Here is a 17,453-nt window from a genome sequence, read left to right on the forward strand (position 1 = left end):
GTTCATCTGACTGGCTTGCAGCGTGGCGACGCCAAGGCAGCCGCAATCTATCTGATGTCCTTGCACGTCAATGCCCAGAGGTTGGAATACTGATGCGACCAGTCGCCAGAAATGGCCGTCTGGGCTCGCATCAGCGAAAGCTCGCCCGAGCATACACAGTGCCTAAGGAAGACGCTGAGCCGGCGCTTGCGACGTTCGCCGACGTCGCCTTCCCATGGAAGGATGTCGCGATTCGCCAGCGCGTCTGGCGAACCACCCAGCAGGACCGGTAGCCGGAAATCGAGCGCGTAATCGGCCGCGGTCGACGGGTCTATGCCGCGCTGCTCCAGGAGTATGTCCTTGAAACGGATCTGTTCGTCGATGGAAGGTAGCACGTGTGAGATGTGGCCGCGGTGACAGATGGTCGATGTAACCGTCTCCTGAGTAACGCGTGCGTCCGTCAATGCCGGCTGCGCAGCGTACGAAAATGCGGCGCAAGGCAATTGCATGAGCACAGGAAACGCTGCCATGCCGATAAGGCGTCGATGTAGATCTATCAATCCGGAGCCCTGAAGCAAGCGGTTCTTCGCGATCATCCCGCGAAGCGCGAATGAGATAAAAAGCGCCCAGGAACACAGTGTAGCCGTAAAGGCGCGTGTTCAAAACCTTGCGATCGGACGCATTCCTGCCCGGGACGGCTTCTTCAGCTTCTTCATCATGGGCTCGCCTGTCTTCACGCAACCCTTATCTGGCCATTGTTCCAGAAGCCGCGCCGGCGGCATCATCTTTCGCCACCACGTGGGCCGGTTGCGGAAGCGCTTTCAGATCCACCCAGTCATAGCGGACGCTATCCTGGACCTGTTTCAACGTCTGATTGGCTTCGTAATACTTGTCCATCGACAGCAGACCCGCCGCCTTGTCGACATCGGCGATGGTCTGCCTGAGCGGCACGACCGCCATCGTATAAGACACGTTGACATCGGCGAGTTTGAGCACCTTCATGGCGGCGCCCGGCTTGCCGCTCTTCAACTGCTCATTTGCGGACGCGACGGCCTTGGCCTGGGATGGCTTGGCGGCGAAGTCGTCAGTGACCGTCACATCCGCGCCTACTGGCAGCCAGGAGACTGGAGTGGTGCTTTTCGTGACACTTGACTGGTATGTCATCGACGGGGGTGTCCTGAGATCTGACTCGGCTTTCAGAAACGCGGTGTTATCCGCCTGTGCAGCCTTCATCGACCCCTGTGCCTCCTTGACCAGCTTTATCGCCTGAGCCGGACGGCCACTGAAGATCGCAAGACGCGCCTGCCTGATCTCGTCAAATGCCTGGCTACCTCTGGCCGATAGCCGTCCCATGTCAGACACGGACGTTGCGGAGGCTTGCGCGGCGTTCGCGCTTGTGAAGCTGATGGCGCACGTTGCAAATGCGGCGACGAGTATTGCCGTGCGTTTCATGCCTGGATTGAACATTTTTGCCTCTCCTTGAAGAGTGACGGCGACAGCATTTGCGCAGGCAAACGCTGAACGCCAGGGTGAGCCCTTCGGTCGACATCAACCGTCGGCCGTTTGTCATTCCGACGGCCGTGGCCAACAATTCAAACGTAGAGACGAACTCTTAAGTATTGCTTAAATGTCAAGCAAAAGCGTCAGCCGAAAAAAATGCCAATCGCTTCCTGCAGAACGATGATTTTCTTATGGCGGAAGCTGGCATCCGGTTTGACGATTCCACATCGGCACTGAGGATCGGGGGGCGCCGTCGTCTCACAATGACGGGTGGTTTCCCTCATGGTCGTCCATCCTGCTGGAATGTATCATGGAGTGACATATGAGAATGAGGCACGACACATCAGATGACAATCTCCTGACGAGACTGTCAGGGTGCCTTCGGGCGCAATGCCGCAATCTGGAGAAAGCCATGGTGATCAACAATGATTTCGAACTCGTCTATCTCGTGATCGCGTTTGCGTTTCTCGGCGTGATCCTTTTCGGCAGTCTGCTGGTGACGCTCCATCTCGACCGGTGGCATCCGAAGCTGATCGGCGCCTTGATAGGGGCGCTGCTGGGCGTCGTACTGATCGAAGCAGTTCCGATGTTCACCTGACCGTAGCGGTGGAAGATGCAACACGCTTGAACATCAGACCCGCCCGCGAGGGAGGCGACAATGGCGCCGTTCGACCGGATTCTTCTTTGTTATGACGCGACGCCTGAAGGGCAGCGGGCATTACTTTGCGGCGCTGCACTGGCCAGGCAACTCGATGCCGAGACGCACCTTCTGGCCGTTCTCGATCTGGCGTGGTGGCCAGCAGGCTACGACGCGTTTTCGTCCATGAAATTCGACATTGATGAGAATGCCGCGAGGGAAATACTGCAGGAAGGTATCGCAAAGCTGCAGTCATGGGGGGTGAGCGCAACCGCGCATTCTGCGGTGGGCGACGCAGCCGAACAGATTTCAGATCTTGCCAATGCCCTTCACGCGGATCTGATCGTGATTGGCCACCGACATGGAGGATTTGTGACGCGCTGGCTGGCGGGCGGAAGTCATCTGGCGCTGCTGGACCGTGTATCGTGCGGCGTGCTTTTTGAAGTGATTTACTAGGTGGTGCCGTGGCACTTTCCTGGGGACATCGGGTTGCCCCGCACAGTCGGAAGTTCACCCGAATGCGGGTTTGTAATCAGATCTCGGGCCAGACGAACAGGACATGCTGGCCACTGGCAGGGTAAAGTTCCTCCTGCTTCACGGGGTGCCATCGGTCGGGGTTCGAGTCGGCGTGGAAAGCGCGAATATGCCACCGCGGCATGACAAAGGGTCCTTCCGCCATTACGCCTAGCGCGCCCAGTCCATAAGCGTCCACTATTCGGGCTGCAATGCCTGTCGAATAGCGGGGACATCCGGGCAAACTGTCATCCGGAAGGGGCGCCCGCTTGATCCATAGGGGAGCGGTCTTCGGGCCTGGCGCGGCTGAAGTCACGTCCTTCTGGGACGAGGCATGTGACAGGTCTGTAGAGAGGCAGAGTAGCGCGAGCGCAGCCGGGGCAACTGCTGCGCGAGGAAGAGAAATCCGGAACATATGTTTGGTGAGGCCCGTTTTGAAGTCAGATCTGAAGGGCAGAAGACGACCGCATCAATGCCCCGCGCATCGCGCTACATAAACCGTCAGATTGCTCTGAACCCGTCTGGCAACGGCTGCGACCGCTAGAGACCCCAGATAATATCTGCATTCTGTCGGCTCGCTTCACGCATCATATCGAGCAGCGGCCACGCCCGCTGAGCAAGGCCACGATGATCTTCGCCTGCCGTATGGCCATGCGCGTCCGGCACGTGATAGAGCGATTCAAGTGCGACATCCGCCTGTGCTTCTTCAGAGATCGCGGTTTCCAGCCGATCAATTGCCTGGGACAGTTCATCGTGCTGAATGACCCCAATAGTCCCCAGATGCTTGCCGATAAGTCCCAGCAGATACTGGGCGAGATTCTTGAGCATGATTACGTCGGGCGACGACGGTGAACGAAAAGTAATTAGCATGATGAGATCTCCCTGTACGTGCGAATAGCCAAGTAGCAGCCTGCCAGCCGGCGGACTCGCCATTCCCATCTGGCGCGCTCGCGCAGGAGACCTCCAGCGTGGCTGGGATCCGTTGGCCAGGGTTGGCCAGGCAGTGAACGCCGCCCCATGGACGCTCTGCATGCTGCCGGTCGTGAGTGCCGGCCTCGATGACTTCGCCTGAGTTCCAGCCAGAGGAGGCCTCATTTCCAGTTTATGTCACATCGTGACTAATGCCAATAGCAATCCGGTCCTGCGGGCGCGCAGGGGCGGAACTGCGTTTCCAGCAGGAGCGGCTGGTGATCGTCTCCGTTGTGCCGGTTTTCGCGCAAGGTGGCCGTCCGGGCTATCACGGACGGGTCGCTTCCGGTAACCCGGGTGCCGGCGGTGAGTGTCGGCCGGGCGGGCGCTCTGGCAAAGCCCGGATGTGTCACGACGTTGTAGTGCCCACTGGCATCGCGCCACGCGGGCTACTGCCATCCATCGCAAGGAGCTCGTCCAGCAGGCGGCTGTGGCGCAAGTGGCCGCCTGTTCAGTATCATCCGGATGAACGAAAACGGCCAGCGACCGACATATATCCAGGTCACGGGGTGACATATTTCAATTCTGGCAACACACGGGAGAACAGGATCATGGTTTCAGGAAAACGCCCCGGCCCTGACGATCTGACCAAGGGGGAACTGCAGGAGTTATCAGACTTCCGCTATCAGTTGCGGCGTTTCCTGCATTTCTCGGAAGAAATAGTGCACGCAGAGGGCATCACGCCGCTGCAGTATATGTTGCTGCTGCATATCGGCGGCTTCGCGGGCCGGGACTGGGCGACCGTGGGGGAACTGGCCGAGCGTCTGCAGGCCTCTCCGCATGGAACAGTTGCGCTCGTTTCCCGTTGCGAGGCGGCCGGCCTGGTTACGCGCAGGCCAAGCGCAGAAGACCGGCGGCAGGTAGAGGTGCACCTGCTGAAAAAGGGCCGGCAGTGTCTGGGAAGGCTCGCGCTGCTGCACAAGACCGAAATCCAGTCCTTCGGATGGGCTTTCAAGTCTGACGCCGACACGCCTTGACGCCGCATTCATGTGGCCATCATTTCTCTGGTAGCAACGAGTTTCGTGCCCTACGCTGTGAATAGATCAATTCTCGCTTCGTCGGGGTCCGGACATGAGCCGTGGACAGGATCAGGCTGAAAGTACAGCGACTATCAATCCACGTCACGTCAGGGTGTCGGCGGTGCAGCCTGAGCAGTCGGCCCAGCCGGAAGACGATTCGGGTGCTCCGCTTGGTCTACGCTGGCTGTGCGTGCTTGCTTTTATCGTGGGTATCGTAACTGGTCTGGGCGCCGTTGTATTTCGCGCGCTGATAGGACTCGTCCACAACGCCTTCTTTCTCGGACGATTCTCTTTTGCGTACGACGCGAGTCATTTCACCGCGGCATCACCCTGGGGCGTGTTCGTCATTCTCGTACCTGTCGTGGGTGGCCTCGCCGTCACGTGGATAGTGAGCACATTTGCACCAGAAGCAAAAGGGCATGGTGTGCCAGAAGTAATGGACGCGATTTACTACAAGCGTGGTGTGATCAGACCCGTGGTCGCAGTAGTGAAATCGATTGCGTCGGCTCTCGCGATCGGATCGGGCGCGGCGGTTGGGCGTGAAGGCCCGATCATCCAGATCGGCTCGGCGCTCGGTTCGACACTCGGGCAACTGGTCCGGATGACCGCAGGACAGCGCATTACGCTTGTTGCTGCGGGGGCGGGTGCAGGTATCGCCGCGACCTTCAATACACCAATCGGTGGCGTGCTGTTCGCCACCGAACTCATGATGCCGGAGATCAGTGTCAACACGTTTCTGCCTGTGGCGCTAGCCACAGGCACGGCGACTTTTCTCGGTCGCCTGTTTTTCGGCGCGGCGCCTGCGTTCTTTGTGCCCGCACAGTTGGGCGCAATCTCGAACGAACCGGGTGGCGTCCTGACGCTCGTGCTTTACGCGCTGCTGGGTGCAATCACCGGAGCGGCGGCCGCACTGCTGATCCGTTCGCTGCATTGGGCAGAAGACTCATTCGACCAGGTACCTGGACGTTACCGACGCCACGCGCTAGGCATGCTGATTGTCGGACTGACGATGTACCTCCTGTGGCGCTACGCGGGTCACTACTACGTTGAGGGTGTTGGATATGCAACCATTCAGGCAACCCTTTACGGCCAGCTTCAGGGAGGTGGGTTTCTCCTGTTACTCGCCCTGTGCAAGACATTGGCGACGTCTGTCAGTCTTGGATCTGGCTCCTCGGGAGGCGTGTTTTCGCCGTCGCTTTTCATCGGCGCCGCGCTCGGCGCCGCATTCGCGTCCTTCATTACAATGGCCGTGCCGGGCGCTCCCGTCAGCGTGCCGGCATTCGCCATGGTGGGCATGGGTGCCATGGTGGGCGGCGGAACGGGGGCGGCAATGACGGCTGTGGCCATGATCTTCGAGATGACGCGAGGCTACGACATCGTGCTGCCGATGATTATTGCGGTCGCATTCAGCCTGGGCGCGCGCCGGCTGCTTTCCCCGGAAAGTATCTATACGCTCAAGCTGGTGCGGCGTGGGCATCCGATACCTAATGCCTTGCACGCCAACATGTTTCTGGTCCAGAACGCCGCTCAGGTCATGGAGACCGATGTACTGGTACTCGATGGGAGAGTACCGTTTCGTGAACTGATGTCCCATCTAGAGGGGCCCGCATTCCGGCATGTCGTCGTGACGCGGGAGCAGGAGATCTACGGCGTGTTGCGTATCAATACAGGGCTGCGGCGCGCGGTCAGTCAGAGCGACTCGGATATCGAGTTGGGAACGCTTGCCCAGCGCAACTTTATTGTGGTGCAGGAGAAGGATGTCGCCTTCAGCGTTATCTCCAGGCTCTGGAAACAACACGCAGTGATGGCGGTCGTGCTAGCGCGACGCGACACGAATGCTCCAGCGCGGGTGCTTGGCGTCATAGCGAAAGAGCACATAGCGGATGCCGTGGCGAGGAGCATCAGGATTTTCCCGGGGTGAGCCGAGGAAGACCCGATATTCGCGACCGTTTTGCTTTCGTGACCGCAGCCCGCGTTGTGCTGCTGTCGAAGGAGGAAGACCGATGAAACTCGTACATGATACGGAGGCAATGTGCAAACGTCTCGGCAAGGCACTGCATCTCGACATGTTCCGCCGGGCATTGGCCGCCGGGTCAGAGACCCGGACAACTGCGGATTCCGAGTGGGTGATCGTCTACCGGACGGCGCAGGGGTTCTGCTGCATGTATCACGGTGTGGCGGTGGAATTTGAAGAGATGCTTGACGTTCAGTTATGGTCGGAAGAAAGGGAGGTGGAAACGTATTTCATCGGGTTATGACCGCCGGCGAGTGAGGGCATTGAAGTCAGGGGAGACACGACAGCAAGTGAAAGTCACTGGAATGTTGGAACCCGGTTTCGTTGCGTTTAAGCTGTATTTAATAAAGCATCGCTAGTCTCAACCATCCGATGCCGATTCTGCGGACGAAAGCGGGGTCGTGATTCACGTCAGGGCCGTCCCACACGTGTGGGGCAACCTTTCTACGGTCCGGCAGCAATGCCGGGCTTTTTTTGACAGCCAGCCGGAACGCACTCCGACGTGGCGTGACGGGCAAGGCTGCGCGAGCAAGCTCCCGTCCCCTTGCGGCAACACGCGGGGCGTAGGCATCAGTTCTGGAACGCCGGGCGCCGTTGCTGAGATTGCCCGACTGCGCGAAGTGACGCCTCCGGAGCACTGGCAACGTGAAGCGTGTGGGTTGGGAACGCAAATTCGACGCCCGCATCGGAAAACTCGCTCATCAGGGTGAGATTGATTTTCTGCTGGATGTCCATGTAGAGATTGAACGCCGGATCGGTGACGTAATAGACGACCTCGAAGTCCAGCGAGCTTTCCCCAAACTGCTTGAAGTGAGCACGATCAAAGCGTGTATCACCCGCATCCTCTACTGCCTGCCTGACCTTGTCGGGGATCGCACGCAACTGATCTGGAGTCGCGTCATAGGTCACGCCAAACCCGAAGACAATGCGCCGCTCCGTCATACGCTTGTAGTTGTGGATCGTGTTCTTGAGTAATTCGGTATTGGAGCAGACGATTTCCTCGCCGCTCAGGCTGCGTATGCGTGTGGTCTTGAGCCCGATATGTTCAATGCTGCCTGCAATATCGCCGAACACGATGAAGTCGCCAATCTCAAACGGCTTGTCCAGCCCGATCGCAAGCGAGGCAAACAAGTCGCTCAGTATGCTCTGGACTGCGAGTGCCACGGCGACGCCACCCACGCCGAGGCTGGCGACGAAGGCAGTGATATTGACGCCCATGTTGGCAAGTACGGCCAGCAGCAGGACAGACCATAACAGGCCCCTGAGCATCCAGGACAACATCGTCGTAATGACGGGGTTGTGGGTGGAGGCGCCCTCGGCCGTAAGCCGTCCGGCTGTCCAGACTGTCACGCCCCGGTTGATCCAGATTGCAATCTGGATTCCCAGTACCAGAAACCAGACGTGACTGACGCGCGTGTCCCACCTGTCGTTCAACCCGAGAAATCCGGCGCCGAAAAGCAACGCCGAAATCAGGATTGTCGCCTTCCGCGTGCTCTTGAGCACCTCCACGATCATGTCGTCGAGTGTAGTCGAGGTCTTTTCAGCCAGCGCTTCGAGGCGGACTGTGATGAAGCGCAGCAGGATCGACAGGAGGAAGTAGCATGCGATGGCCGCAATCACTGCATAAAGCCAGGCCGTTGCTGGTACCCCCAGAAACGCATTCAGGTCCAGCCACTGTTTCATTGGAAACTCTCCCATTGTTGAAACTGATCAACGCCGCAAATCGTTACAACTGCCTGTCTGGCGGATTACGTCTCGAAAAGTTCCGGGTTTTTGTGCCTGACGTATCGATCGTCAGCCTGGAGCAGTCCACAGGTGCGTTTCTGCTCTTGGCGCAAGCGCCGCTGGGCTCCCGATCGGACCGCCGTGGATGAGGTGGTCCAAAATCGCGCGAACGTTGTTGCGCGCGGCGAGGGTTCCGGAGGACCGTCACCGCCCTGAATTTCGGTGAGGCGGACTATCAGGAATCCCGCCATGAGCGAGATAGCCTATGCAACCTGGAACAGGGGTAACGGTGTGCCTTCGGCCCGTATTTCGCATTCTCAGGCGACGTGATCCAGTGCTTTGTCGCTCGGCGGCGCAGGCTTCGCGTAGAACTGAAACGCGTTCGCAGCAATCAAAGCTGCTGGGCCGCAGGCGGTTCTGGCGAGCAACTGAAGGACAAAAATCCGGCCAATCATGGAATTGCATCACATAGTGACATATAATAACGTGTGTGATGCGCCTCCGACGCGCCGCGTGACTGGTTGGCAACGTGTCTGGCAGACTGGTGCGCGCGGCGCGCCTGCGCCGTCGGCGATTTTTGCGGCGATGGATTGGGACAGGGTGTGAAGGTTTAACTGGTGTGATCGACCAGGGGATTTGTGATATCACTGCCGGGAGATTTGAGAGTTTGATGCCGGTCCGTGGTTTCGGGGTGGGGGCTACATGAAAGATTCAGCCGTCTATGCTGATTTTGAAATTATCAGTGAAACAACAAAGGAAGAGTGCACCGCGGGCTGCGTATGGGTCGACACCATGGCAAGGCATGCAGTGTCGGGCGTGACCGTGTATGCCTGCGTCGAACCATTCACGACGTCGGGCCAATCCGGAGTGACTGAGCGAGTCGCGCTCGACCGGGCGCTCGAACATGCGCGTGCTTCGTTGCGCCGCCGCTTAAGCAAATGCTAGGTCAGTGCTCGTAAAGCGATACGGAATGTTGGCAAACCTGCCAGACCCCACGGGCACTCGACCTCGTGTGCCAATCAGCGAGGCGCATCCGAGTCTCAGGGCATGGGCGTGCGACGATCACTGCGGCTCGGGCGGTGGGTGCCGGGGCTCACAACGGCGCTGGCGTGTGCGAAGGACGCGCGATGCACCTGCCGGATTCGTTTGAGAGGCTGATCGCGCAGCAATTCAGATCTGGCTCCGGCTTCCCTGACCGAAGAGTCGTCGGCTGTACCTGAATGAGGGTCCTTTCCGCATCGTGTGAAGACGAATATGCGAGCCAGCAAGGAAGGCTCGATGCGAATCCTGTTCGGGCCGGAAAAGAATCAGACAGGCGATACAATTCGCACAGGACGGGACATGCGCATCTGGAGGGCATTTATGGAATCGCTTGTGGCCGTTCAACAGTTGCTTCGTCATACTGAAAGTGTTCTCGATGGGGTTCAGTTCCAGCGCAAAAGCCCTGTGATTCTGGAGTCCCGACAGGAGCAAACCTGGAATGCCGACTACCGCGCAGCCGACGGATTTCATTGCATCTATGCGGGAGCGTCGGCTGCCTGGATAGCGCCCGACTGGACGCTGTCTGCTGGTGACCAGCGCGATGAATCTGTCTGCGCAGGATATCGCTCTGAGCTACCGTGCGACCCGTTTGACGACGACGTGGCCGCATATCTGTGCAGTTTTCTCGATAAATTACGCAGGAGTCGACCAACCTCGATCGGATGATCAGATTTTTTCCGATGCGACTGACGTGCGCAATCATAGCTGCCAGGCCAACCTGGTCGACTGGACATGGGTGTGACGAAATTCCCCCGCAGTGACCATCGCGATACCTTCTACATTTTTTATGCTTCTGGCAGCAGCGTCCCGCACGATGGCCGCCGGCGACGAATGTGGCGAGCTCAAGGGCAACGGAGTGCGCGTCGAGGGCCGTACCGCTGGACAAGTACGGGAGGGAGGGAGCGTTCCACCAGCTCGACGGGGCGCAGGTTGCGCTCTTCGATCATCACGGCCAGCGGGTTTTCGGGTCTCTCTCGATCGTTCCGCTCAGACAGGGTTATGAGGCGGTGTGGACACCCATATCGGGTCCCCCCGGTTACCTTCCCGTGCTTAACGGCGCAGGGCGGGCTTCGCTCCTGTCTCGACGGGAGGCGCACTGGGTGATACCGTATCCTCCAGGAACACTCGTCGGGCCGCTGGCGATCGCCTGTTCAGGCTCCTTTGGCAGGCCAACACGTTGACGGCCGCACAGCTACGCTGGGCGAGATCCGTAATGAAGATGTGCAGCGCACCGTAAAGCGTATCAGGTGTATTTGTGCGAAGGCGGACACAGGAATTCTGGTTCGCCGGGATACCGGGCATCTGGAACATCCATTGCGTCAGGGACAAAATTTGCAGACCACCTGATATGACGCACAATACGCTGGATGCGATTGCGAGGCTTTTCATCGGGCTGTCGGTTGTATCGGCAGCCTGGGTCCTCGTCGATATATTCGTTCGAGGACAGCGGCAGCACATGAAGATCATGGAGGCTGTCTGGCCGCTGACCATGCTTTACTGGGGGCCATTGGGTCTCGTCTTCTATTACTGGTTCGGCCGTCCCGGACCGGCGCGAAACCCCGGCCACAGTGAGAAACCCATGTGGCAGGCGACGTTTTCTGGCGCGTCGCATTGCGGTGCGGGTTGTGCCCTGGGCGATTTCGTGGGCGACTGGCTGGCGTTTGGTCTGTCATTCACGCTCGTTGGCTCTGATCTGATCGGAAAAATGCTGGTCGGCTTTGTGCTTGCATACCTCTTCGGGATTTTTTTTCAGTATTTCTCGGTCGCACCGATGCGTGGTTTGAGCCTGATGGATGGCATCGTGACTGCGATAAAGATCGACACGCTTTCGCTCGTCGCCTACGAAGTCGGGATGTTTGCCTGGATGACTTTTCGCGCTACTCTCTATCCAGATCTGCAGCCCACCGACTGGGCGTACTGGCTCATGATGCAGATCGCAATGATCGTAGGCTTCCTGACGACGTATCCCGTCAACTGGTGGCTGATCCACAAGGGCATCAAGGAAAAGATGTGAATTCGGAATCGGGCAGACCGAATCTCACGCGCCCGGCAAGCCCGCGATGTCCCGATCTCGTTGATGCTGTTCGCCGGATCCTTCTCCGGCATTTAAACTTGCGGTTTTATTTTTTCACTGGACGCCATGCGGCTGCGCTCTTTTGTTGACAGACGAACTCTCCAGCGGGCGCACCGCTTGTGGCTTCACTACGGGGTCTTCTGGCTCGGTGCGGTGGCGGTCGGACTTGTTGCGGTCGCATACGCGCGCCTCATCGACTTTGGCTACAGCGAGTTTCTCCAGTACGCCACCCGATACCGATGGCTGCCACTACTGGTCACACCTGCTGTCAGTGCAATCTGCGTCTGGCTGACGCTGCGCTTTTTCCCGGGCTCTGAAGGTAGCGGTATCCCGCAGGTCATCGCAACCTTGCATGACCGCAGTGGACTTGGCGAGCGCCTTCTGAGACCAGGAATTCTCGTCGGCAAGATACTCGTCTCATTTCTCGCCATGCTCGGTGGATTCACTATCGGACGCGAGGGGCCGACGATTCATGTTGGTGCGGCATTGATGTTCAATCTGCGAGCATTTTATCCGAAGCGGTTTCGTGCGATGCGAGGCGGTGCGCTGGAGCGCAGGCTGGCGCTAGCCGGCGCGGCGGCAGGCCTCTCAGCCGCATTCAATGCACCGCTAGCGGGTGTGGTCTTTGCCATTGAGGAGTTGACCCGCAGTTTCGAGCAGCGCACGAGTGGCGTGCTTATCACGGCAATCATCTTTGCCGGTATCGTTTCGCTCGGCATCCAGGGAAACTATACCTATTTCGGAACGATCGACATCGGAACGGGTTTTCCCGATCTGCTGGCTGTCGCAGTCGTCCTCATTGGCGTCGTTGCCGGAAGCGCTGGCGGCATCTTCTGCTGGCTGCTTCTGAATACCCGTCGATGGATGCCATCCATCATCCTGGACTGCCGCTCCCGTCGCCCGATTCTGTTCGGTGCCGGCTGCGGGCTGGTCATCGCCGCGATCGGCGTGTTCTCCGGTGGCCACACTTTTGGAAGCGGCTACGTCGAAGCAAGGGACATGCTTGACGGACGCGCTCATCTGACGATCCTTTATCCGGTACTCAAGATGGCCTCGATGATCGGATCGTATCTCCCCGGCGCGCCAGGAGGGCTTTTTGCACCATCCCTCGCCATCGGTGCAGGCATCGGCAATGCGCTCCACCTTGTGTTCTCCCAGATGCAATTGCCGATGCTGATTGCGCTAGGCATGGTCGGCTATCTTGCTGCCGTCACGCAAAGTCCAATCACGTCGTTTGTCATCGTGATCGAGATGATCAACGGCCATGTCCTTGTGATCTCACTGATGGCGACTGCGTTGATAGCAAGCCAGGTTTCGCGGCTATTTGCACCGCCATTGTACGAAGCGTTATCGGAGCGGTATAGCAGCGGCGTCGCAAAGCAGGCCTGATAAAGTGCGCCCGTCGATTGCGGCGCCTTGTCCGAGTCGCCTGCCAAACGTCTTCATCACCGGACGGCAGGCGACAGATATTCACGCTCCCCTGATACCGAGGATCCCCTGACGGATGCCTTATGCTATTGAAGTCACCGCTGCCTGCATTTTCGCACTTGCTCTGATCCATACCTTCGCTGGTAAGCAGATCCAGAGGCTGGCGACACCGTATCCCGCGCATGCAGGCCTGTTTCACGTCCTTGGAGAAGTGGAGGTGGTCTTTGGATTCTGGGCGCTTGTACTCTGTATCGCCATATGGGTGGTGTCGGGTAAAGGTGCCGTCGTTGACTATCTGGAGGCACGCGAGTTCACCGAACCCGCATTTGTTTTCGTTATTATGGTCATCGCCGCGAGCCGTCCGGTTCTCCAGGCAGTTTTCCGACTGCTGCTGACCGTCGCGCGGTTTGTGCCGCTTCGCTGCGAACTGGCGATAATCTGGCTGTCGCTAAGCATCGTGCCACTTCTGGGGTCCTTTATCACTGAACCCGCGGCCATGACGCTCGCGGCCTTGCTACTGCGCGACCGTCTTTTCCTGCTCCCTGTCAGGGAATCATCCAAATACAGCGCACTCGCGGTACTTTTCGTAAACATATCGATCGGCGGCACGCTGACCGCCTATGCTGCGCCGCCCGTTCTGATGGTCGCCTCGGCCTGGGGCTGGAATACCGCCTTCATGGCGACGAACTTCGGATGGAAGGCGGCAATCGCCGTCGTAGTCAATGCAACGGTGTTGCTGATCGCCATGGCGCGACAAATTCCGCTGGAGCGCGCGTCTGTCAGATCGATTGAGGAAGAATCTGTCCCAATTGGCGTCACGCTGACGCATCTGTGCTTTCTCGTCTTCGTCGTTCTGAACGCCCATCACGCGATCATATTTTTCGCAGCCTTTCTGTTTTTTCTGGGGTTCACGCAGGCATACGAGCGGTATCAGTCCCCCCTGTTGTTGCGCGAGAGTCTGCTTGTTGCGTTCTTTCTGAGCGGACTGGTCGTGCTGGGTGGACTGCAGCAATGGTGGCTTCAGCCGATCGTTCGGTCCATGGACGCTCAGGTGCTATACATTGGCGCAACCGGCTTGACTGCAATTATGGATAACGCAGCCATCACCTATCTCGGTTCACTGATTGAGGGTTTGTCGGATGAAGCAAAGTATCTCCTGGTCGCGGGTGCAGTGACCGGGGGAGGGCTCACGGTTATCGCCAATGCCCCGAACCCGGCTGGGCTCGCCATCGTACGTCGGGGCTTCTCCGACGGGTCAGTCGGCGCACTAGGCCTGCTGGCAAGCGCCATTCTTCCGACCGCAACCGCATGTGTGGTGTTCGTGCTGCTGTAGATGCCTCGCCACAGACCACTGAGGCCGCGGCAGCCCGCCACGATCATTTACGCGGCCGGTGGTGACACGAAGTGCAATCGGCCTGCCCGTGCATCAGGGACGTGAAGTTCCGGGGTTGATCAGAAAGGAGATAACATGTTTGTGCCAGATCCCGCACGAAGCGGAGACGGGTACCCATACATATTTCTGTCGCAGCTTGGCGAACGCCTGCATATGTACTGTCGCGTCCACGGCGCCAGACTGGTTGGCGCCCTGCGCGCCGGATATAGGCAGTACCTTTGCGCGCAGGGCATTCCCCGCTGACACGACGAGCGAATCGTAGCGCGGGGCAGTTCGCACCCACTGATCGAACGCCGCAATGCAATTGACAACCGACTCGCGAACGTGGATGCGTCGGAGGAAGGCGTAGTCGGTCAGCGGTTTGGGCGGTGTCTGTGCATGAGCGAGGTGATAGCTCCAGCAACCCACAAGGAATAAGAAAAGAGCGGTGGTAACCTTCATTGGCGGGCCCGACCTGGGCAATTTGTCCGTTTGGCAACGGGTAGGAGTATACATGTCGTTTCGGATTGGTTCGGTACACCTGTCGCTTCGATTGTGCAGGAGCGTAGTCTGCATCAATCCGGGTCGCCTCTGTTTGCGGGTCTAACGATGCAAAATGCGCTTGCGTGGTGGAACCTGAGACGGTGGGTAGTTGTCCTGATGGTCGGATGCGCTGGTGTCGCGTCCTGCTCCCGCTCGAGTGGTATGTTCGAGGGCTCGCCATCCTACTCCGGAGTGACGGGGCAGAGTGTAACATCCGTAGTCGCGTGCATTGCCGATCGGTGGGAGCGTAGTACGCGTAGGTTGCACCAGTCGAGCTCCGGTAAAGCAGTACACCTGCAGGGCGAAACGTTCTTTCGCGGTGTGCCAATAGGGGTCAGCGTCTTTCAGGCAACGGGTCGCACACATGTCCAGTTCTTCCAGAAGCGTTCCACCGATCACATCTATATGTCGTTTGTCAAAGGTTGCCTCTAGCAATCATCCGCTGCAGTATGTTTGTGCTGGCATTCAGCGGCGCCCGTGCCCTGATGTAATTTCGCAATTGCTAACGTCTATTCCCGCGAAGGCGCCGAAGGTCACCTTTCCCCAGAATTTACTCAATGGATTTTCACCCGAAATCTGACAGATTTTCCACCTTCTCCACCAGACGGCACGTGCTGCCCCGGTGGCGCTCCCGCGCTGTCGGTGCGGCCTTTGCATTAGGGTTCTTCGTCCTCACTGGCCGGGCGGTGTGGGTGCAAGGCATCAATGACGGGTTCTACCGGAAACAGGGTGAACTGCGTCAGGTGCGCGAGTTCGGCATTCATGCAATGCGTGGCCGCATTCTCGATCGGGACGGGCGCGCGTTGGCAGTCAGCCTGCCCACGCGCGCGTTGTGGATGGATGCTGACGGTGCGGGTACTGTCTCAGCCGGCCAGTCGCGCGCATTGGGCAGGTTACTTGACATTGACGCGGATCGCATCGCGGCGATCGCGGCCTCACATAAATCGTTTGTCTATCTGAAGCGACGAGTCCCTGTCGATGTTGCGCAGCGCACGATGCTTCTCAATGTGCCCGGCGTTTATACCCAGCCGGACTACCGGCGATATTATCCGGAAGGCAGCATCGTGGCGCAGGTTACCGGATTTGCAGGTGTCGACGGTAACGGCCTTGAGGGTATTGAAAAGGTCGATAACCGTCTCCTCACCGGTCACAATGGCAGCCGTCGCGTCCTCCGAAATGCCCGGGGGCAGGTGATCGAAACACTTGCGCTGCAGCCTCCCATCGCTGGCGATGACGTAACGCTGAGCATCGACCAGCCGATACAGTTCGCGACGTTCAGGGCACTGCGTGAAGCAGTCGAACGTACCCATGCCCATTCGGGCTCTGCCATCGTGCTTGATGTACACACCGGCGAGATTCTGGCAATGGCGAACTGGCCGAGTTTCGATCCGAACGGTGGAAGGGGCGCGGGCGACGCGATACGCAATCGCGCGGTCACAGACGTTTTTGAACCCGGCTCGGTGATGAAACCGGTGACGATCGCGCTGGCGCTGCAACGCAACGACGTATCGCCCCGTTCGATCGTACCCACCAACGGAGGACGGCTGCGGCTCGACGGCGCAGTGATTCACGACGACAGGAATTTTGGGACCCTGACCGTAAGCGGCGTCGTGCAGAAATCTAGCAACGTGGGCACGACAAAAATAGCGCTGCTGATGAAGCCGCACGATATGTGGATCAATTTCCGCGCGGTGGGTCTGGGCCGACCACCGCGAGCGGGGCTGCCCGGCGCCGCAGCCGGAACGTTGCGTCCCTATCAGAACTGGCGGCGCATTGAGCAGGCGACGATGGCCTATGGATACGGCCTTTCGGCGTCGCTGCTGCAGCTCGCGCAAATGTACACGGTGTTTGGTAACGACGGTGTGTTCGTGCCTGCGACGATCCATGCGCGACGCGGGCCGCTGGTCTCCGGAAAGAGAGTTTTTTCACCGCGCGTCGCAGCGCAGGTGCTCACCATGCTTGAATCTGTGGTGTCCGACGACGGTACCGCGCCGCAGGCGGCAGTGCCGGGCTATACCGCAGCAGGCAAGACCGGCACTGCCTATCGCTGGACCGCGCACGGTTACGACCACAGCCAGTTTCGGGCATCGTTTGTCGGAATCGTGCCGGCGCAGCATCCGAAAGTCGTGATCGCGGTTTCGATTGACCGGCCCCGGCACGGCTCACATTTTGGCGGGGCCGCTGCCGGGCCGGTTTTTTCGGATATCGGATCCCGAATAATGAGCTTGCTGGGCGTGACCCCAGATAACCCAGGGACGCGGTTTGTGCAGGACCGCTTAGATCCCACCACCTGAGGTTAAGGGCCAGCAGTAGCCATCGGCCTTGTCCAGACGGCAGTAGGCGTCAACCTGAAGAAAACACGTGCTTTCGGTCACATAGCCCTTTCATACGGGCGCAGTTGTATTGCCATCTCACGCGTCTGCCAACCTGTCTCCAGGGACGGTCAAACCCTGCCTGTTACCTAGGGTGAGAATCGGCAAGAGGCGCTTTGACACCCGCGTCCGATGAAATTCGAACGAAACGCGGATTGGCACGTAATGCGAATCTGAGTGGAGGCAATTCTTGTCTACTTCATAATTGCAGACAGTTGTCGACAAACGGCCCGTCATATGCGAGGTTTCCAATTATCCACGGAGATG

General features: G+C 58.7%; 18 protein-coding genes. 12 read left to right on the top strand and 6 right to left on the bottom strand.

Annotated elements, in window-relative coordinates; translation table 11 throughout:
• Positions 1-47: 47 nt before the first annotated feature.
• The 3 genes from AC57B1_RS09235 to AC57B1_RS09245 all read right to left on the bottom strand — a co-directional run bounded on the left by AC57B1_RS09235 (position 48) and on the right by AC57B1_RS09245 (position 1,763).
• Positions 48-575 carry a hypothetical protein gene (locus tag AC57B1_RS09235; RefSeq protein WP_496417322.1) on the bottom strand — a complete coding sequence of 176 codons (528 nt, stop codon included), beginning with the start codon at positions 573-575 and terminating at the stop codon, positions 48-50.
• A 148-nt stretch (positions 576-723) separates the two neighbouring features.
• Entirely contained in the window at positions 724-1,446 is a 723-nt protein-coding gene (locus tag AC57B1_RS09240) for a YfdX family protein (protein WP_496417323.1), read from the bottom strand.
• Positions 1,447-1,622: 176 nt separating this feature from the next.
• Positions 1,623-1,763, bottom strand: a complete 141-nt coding sequence (locus AC57B1_RS09245; protein ID WP_496417324.1) for a hypothetical protein — start codon at positions 1,761-1,763, stop codon at positions 1,623-1,625.
• A gap of 128 nt (positions 1,764-1,891) precedes the next feature.
• Here AC57B1_RS09245 and AC57B1_RS09250 point away from each other — a divergent pair, with 128 nt between their 5' ends.
• Both AC57B1_RS09250 and AC57B1_RS09255 read left to right on the top strand, forming a co-directional pair.
• Complete coding sequence (locus tag AC57B1_RS09250; protein ID WP_496417325.1) at positions 1,892-2,077, top strand: hypothetical protein; 186 nt, start codon at positions 1,892-1,894, stop codon at positions 2,075-2,077.
• A 60-nt stretch (positions 2,078-2,137) separates the two neighbouring features.
• Positions 2,138-2,572 (top strand): universal stress protein, encoded by a 435-nt coding sequence (locus tag AC57B1_RS09255; RefSeq protein WP_496417326.1) that lies wholly within the window; start codon positions 2,138-2,140, stop codon positions 2,570-2,572.
• A 597-nt stretch (positions 2,573-3,169) separates the two neighbouring features.
• Here the strand turns inward: AC57B1_RS09255 and AC57B1_RS09260 are convergent.
• On the bottom strand, positions 3,170-3,499 hold the full coding sequence (locus AC57B1_RS09260) for a DUF1840 domain-containing protein (RefSeq protein WP_496417327.1): 330 nt from the start codon (positions 3,497-3,499) through the stop codon (positions 3,170-3,172).
• A gap of 650 nt (positions 3,500-4,149) precedes the next feature.
• On the opposite strand from AC57B1_RS09260, the gene AC57B1_RS09265 reads away from it, so the two are divergent.
• The 3 genes from AC57B1_RS09265 (at position 4,150) to AC57B1_RS09275 (ending at position 6,875) form a co-directional block, all read left to right on the top strand.
• Positions 4,150-4,575 (top strand): MarR family winged helix-turn-helix transcriptional regulator, encoded by a 426-nt coding sequence (locus AC57B1_RS09265; protein ID WP_496417328.1) that lies wholly within the window; start codon positions 4,150-4,152, stop codon positions 4,573-4,575.
• Between the two features lie 94 nt (positions 4,576-4,669).
• Positions 4,670-6,538 carry a chloride channel protein gene (locus tag AC57B1_RS09270; RefSeq protein WP_496417329.1) on the top strand — a complete coding sequence of 623 codons (1,869 nt, stop codon included), beginning with the start codon at positions 4,670-4,672 and terminating at the stop codon, positions 6,536-6,538.
• Positions 6,539-6,620: 82 nt separating this feature from the next.
• Positions 6,621-6,875, top strand: coding sequence for a hypothetical protein (locus AC57B1_RS09275; RefSeq protein ID WP_496417330.1), 255 nt, complete (start codon positions 6,621-6,623; stop codon positions 6,873-6,875).
• Positions 6,876-7,201: 326 nt separating this feature from the next.
• Here AC57B1_RS09275 and AC57B1_RS09280 read toward each other — a convergent pair whose 3' ends face one another.
• Positions 7,202-8,314, bottom strand: coding sequence for a mechanosensitive ion channel family protein (locus AC57B1_RS09280; protein ID WP_496417331.1), 1,113 nt, complete (start codon positions 8,312-8,314; stop codon positions 7,202-7,204).
• A gap of 14 nt (positions 8,315-8,328) precedes the next feature.
• Here AC57B1_RS09280 and AC57B1_RS09285 point away from each other — a divergent pair, with 14 nt between their 5' ends.
• From AC57B1_RS09285 to AC57B1_RS09310, 6 genes are all read left to right on the top strand, one after another.
• On the top strand, positions 8,329-8,505 hold the full coding sequence (locus tag AC57B1_RS09285; protein ID WP_496417332.1) for a hypothetical protein: 177 nt from the start codon (positions 8,329-8,331) through the stop codon (positions 8,503-8,505).
• Between the two features lie 553 nt (positions 8,506-9,058).
• On the top strand, positions 9,059-9,301 hold the full coding sequence (locus AC57B1_RS09290) for a hypothetical protein (RefSeq protein WP_496417333.1): 243 nt from the start codon (positions 9,059-9,061) through the stop codon (positions 9,299-9,301).
• A gap of 333 nt (positions 9,302-9,634) precedes the next feature.
• The gene (locus AC57B1_RS09295) at positions 9,635-10,063 is read left to right on the top strand and encodes a hypothetical protein (RefSeq protein ID WP_496417334.1); all 429 of its coding nucleotides are present in this window, start codon (positions 9,635-9,637) and stop codon (positions 10,061-10,063) included.
• A gap of 682 nt (positions 10,064-10,745) precedes the next feature.
• Entirely contained in the window at positions 10,746-11,411 is a 666-nt protein-coding gene (locus tag AC57B1_RS09300; protein ID WP_496417335.1) for a DUF4396 domain-containing protein, read from the top strand.
• A 126-nt stretch (positions 11,412-11,537) separates the two neighbouring features.
• Positions 11,538-12,860 carry a chloride channel protein gene (locus AC57B1_RS09305; protein ID WP_496417336.1) on the top strand — a complete coding sequence of 441 codons (1,323 nt, stop codon included), beginning with the start codon at positions 11,538-11,540 and terminating at the stop codon, positions 12,858-12,860.
• 115 nt (positions 12,861-12,975) lie between these two features.
• Complete coding sequence (locus tag AC57B1_RS09310; RefSeq protein ID WP_496417337.1) at positions 12,976-14,232, top strand: putative Na+/H+ antiporter; 1,257 nt, start codon at positions 12,976-12,978, stop codon at positions 14,230-14,232.
• A gap of 93 nt (positions 14,233-14,325) precedes the next feature.
• Here the strand turns inward: AC57B1_RS09310 and AC57B1_RS09315 are convergent, their stop codons facing one another.
• On the bottom strand, positions 14,326-14,733 hold the full coding sequence (locus AC57B1_RS09315) for a BspC domain-containing protein (protein WP_496417338.1): 408 nt from the start codon (positions 14,731-14,733) through the stop codon (positions 14,326-14,328).
• 638 nt (positions 14,734-15,371) lie between these two features.
• Here AC57B1_RS09315 and AC57B1_RS09320 point away from each other — a divergent pair.
• Positions 15,372-17,108 (top strand): peptidoglycan D,D-transpeptidase FtsI family protein, encoded by a 1,737-nt coding sequence (locus tag AC57B1_RS09320; protein WP_496417339.1) that lies wholly within the window; start codon positions 15,372-15,374, stop codon positions 17,106-17,108.
• Positions 17,109-17,453 lie beyond the last annotated feature (345 nt).

The sequence above is a fragment of the Paraburkholderia sp. BGA-UO-ETr-F21 genome (genome assembly GCF_059567925.1).